The sequence below is a fragment of the Micromonospora sp. NPDC047753 genome, from assembly GCF_040642735.1.
Lineage (GTDB): Bacteria > Actinomycetota > Actinomycetes > Mycobacteriales > Micromonosporaceae > Micromonospora.
Window position 1 is genome coordinate 1 of sequence record NZ_JBEYSL010000681.1, and the last position, 2,876, is coordinate 2,876.

The 2,876-nt window shown below is 74.2% G+C and carries 3 protein-coding genes; 2 read left to right on the top strand and 1 reads right to left on the bottom strand.

Translation table 11 applies throughout. The annotated features are described in order from the left end of the window. Positions 1-1,052: ribosome small subunit-dependent GTPase A (rsgA, locus tag ABZ749_RS33065; protein WP_357234838.1), on the bottom strand; the 1,052-nt coding region annotated here is incomplete at its 3' end. A 178-nt stretch (positions 1,053-1,230) separates the two neighbouring features. Between rsgA and ABZ749_RS33070 the strand changes: the two genes are divergently transcribed. Together ABZ749_RS33070 and ABZ749_RS33075 are read left to right on the top strand one after the other, a co-directional pair. Continuing rightward, entirely contained in the window at positions 1,231-1,947 is a 717-nt protein-coding gene (locus ABZ749_RS33070; RefSeq protein WP_357234841.1) for a maleylpyruvate isomerase family mycothiol-dependent enzyme, read from the top strand. 7 nt (positions 1,948-1,954) lie between these two features. Then, positions 1,955-2,608, top strand: coding sequence for an MBL fold metallo-hydrolase (locus ABZ749_RS33075; protein WP_357234844.1), 654 nt, complete (start codon positions 1,955-1,957; stop codon positions 2,606-2,608). Positions 2,609-2,876 lie beyond the last annotated feature (268 nt).

A 2,876-nucleotide genomic window follows, 5' to 3' on the forward strand; every position in this document is an offset into this window, starting at 1 on the left:
GGCGGACGCGCGGCCCGACGCCGGGCCGAACGCCACCCGCCGCGTCGCTCCGCCGCCACCCGGGCCTCCCGCCGTCGGCTCTCGTGGGCCACCTCGCCCTGCAGCCGCCGCCAGCTCTCCCACCGACGGGTGGAGAGCTCGCCGGTGTGCACCGCCTCCCGGACCGCGCAGGACGGCTCGCCGTCGTGACCGCAGTCGGCGTACCGGCAGCCCTCGGCCAGCCCGGCGATGTCGGCGAACGCCCGGTCGAGCCCGGCCGCGCCGTCCAGCAGGCCGACCGCCCGGACACCGGGCGTGTCGATCACCGCACCGCCACCGGGGATCGGTACGAGCGCCCGCCAGGTGGTGGTGTGCCGGCCCTTGCCGTCGACGCGCCGGATCGCCTGGGTGGGCATCATCACCGCCCCGACGAGAGCGTTGACCAGGCTCGACTTGCCAGCACCGGACGGGCCGAGCAGTCCGAGCGTGCGGCCGGGCGTCACCTCGGCGCGCAGCGGTGCCAGCCCGAGGCCACCTTCGGCGCTGACCGGCAGCACTGGCACCCCGGGCGCGACGGCGGCCAGCTGGCGGGCCAGCGCGGCCGGGTCGGCCGCGAGGTCCGCCTTGGTCAGTACGACAAGTGGCCGGGCTCCGGACTCGTGGGCCAGGGAGAGCAGCCGCTCGATCCGGCCCACGTCCGGCTCGGGGTGCACCGGCTCCACCACGGCGGCGGCGTCGAGGTTGGCGGCCAGCACCTGACCACTGGCGTCCTTGCCGGCGGTACGTCGGATCAGCGCGCTCCGCCGCGGCAGCACCGCCTCGACGGTGACGCGGCGGTCCGGCCAGTGGGTGAGCAGCACCCAGTCCCCGGCGCAGGGCAGCGCGGACGGGTCCCGGGCGGCGACGGTCAGCACCGCCCCACCCAGACTGGCCCGGACCGGGCCACCTGCGGTGAGCACCGTGCAGACCCCCCGGTCCACCCGGGCCACCCGACCCGGCTGGTGCTCGCCGCGGCGCGCGGCGTACGCCGTCCGCTCGGCGTCCCAGCCGAGGGCGGTCAAATCGATCGTCATGGCATCCTCATCGGTGTCGAAGCTGGTGATGGCGGAACACGCGTGCCACGTCCGGCATGATCACCACCTCCGTCCGATGTCCCGGTGCCGCGTCTGCCGCTGACGGTAGGTCGCGCGCCGACGCGCCGAAAGCGATTTCCCCGGCGACGGCGCGACGGCGGACCGCTAGGGTCGACGGGTGACCACGGATCCGCTGTTGCTGATGGGCGAGGTGGACGCGGCCACCAGGCGACTACTGCGTACCGCCGCTTCTTTCGACGCCGCGGACCTGGCCGCCGCGTCGCTGCTGCCGGGCTGGACGCGCGGCCACGTCCTGGCGCATGTGGCGCGCAACGCCGACGGTTTCGTCAACCTGCTCACCGCGGCCCGCACCGGGGCGGCGCTGCCGATGTACGCCTCGCTGGATGCCCGCACCGCCGACATCGAAGCCGGTTCGAGCCGGCCACCGGCCGCGCACCTGGACGACCTGCGACGCACCGCGGACCTGTTCGCCGAGGCGGTCGCGGCGATGCCGGCCGACGCCTGGGCGGCGACGGTGCAGGCGCGTAAGGGTCCCTGGCCGGCGGCGCTGCTGGTCTGGGGTCGACTGCGGGAGATCGAGGTGCACCACCTCGATCTGGCCGCCGACTACCGGGCCGCGGACTGGTCGGAGACGTTCGCCCACCGACTGCTGCGGGAGGCGGCCAGTCATCACGCCATGGGGCCGACACCGCCGTCGATGGTGCTGCGCCTCGACGGCAGTGAGCACGAGGTGGTGATCGGGGAGCGCGTCGGCGCTCCGGTCGTCGCCGGCTCCGCCCCCGACCTCGCCGTCTGGCTGATCGGCCGCGCCGACGGCACCCTGCTCTCCGTCACCCCTGACGGTCCCCTGCCTACTCCACCGGAATGGATATAGAAACGTCATGACATACAGCGGAGACGTCACGCACGGCGGCGCACCGGCGGTTCGGGAGCTGGACGGGCTGACCATCAGCAAGCTGTCGGTGGGTCCGATGGACAACAACGCCTACCTGCTGCGCTGCACGGGCACCGGTGATCAGGTGCTGATCGACGCCGCGAACGAGGCGCCCCGGCTGCTCGAGCTGATCGGTGACGGTGGGCTCACCGCCGTGGTGACGACCCACCAGCACATGGATCACTGGGTGGCGCTGGAGGAGGTCGTCGCCAAGACCGGCGCCCGGGCGTTGGTGCACGCCGACGACGCGTCGGGGTTGCCGATCGAGGCGGAGCGGTTGGCCGACGGCGACACCGTGGCGGTCGGCGACTGCGCGTTGGAGGTCATCCACATCAAGGGGCACACCCCGGGTTCGATCGCGCTGCTCTACCGCGACCCGTCCGGCACCCCGCACCTCTTCACCGGCGACAGCCTTTTCCCTGGTGGGGTGGGCAACACCGACAAGGACCCGGAGCGCTTCGCGGCGCTGATCGATGACGTCGAGCACAAGCTGTTCGACCAGCTCCCGGACGACACCTGGTTCTACCCGGGCCACGGCAAGGACAGCACCCTGGGCGCCGAGCGCCCCGCCCTCCCCCAGTGGAAAGCCAGAGGCTGGTAAACCCCCAGCACAACCACCACCACCAAGAGCAAAGAAAACCCAACGTCGACCAAGAACCACCAAGATCACCCACTGCCGGCCGACGGCGGCGGCACCCCCGCGCGAACCGGAACCACGACGGGGGCGGGGGCCCGCCGTGCCCGGCGCAGGGATCAAGCCTGACCGCCCGGAGCCGGGCACGGCGGGCCCCCCCCCCCCCCCCCCCCCACCCCGCCCCCCCCCCCCCCCCCCCCCCCCCCCCCCCCCCCGCCCCCCCCCCCCCCCCCCC

Bases quoted from the DNA above. Each gene is read 5' to 3' on its own strand.
- ABZ749_RS33075 (WP_357234844.1), top strand. From the start codon at position 1,955: ATGACATACAGCGGAGACGTCACGCACGGCGGCGCACCGGCGGTTCGG.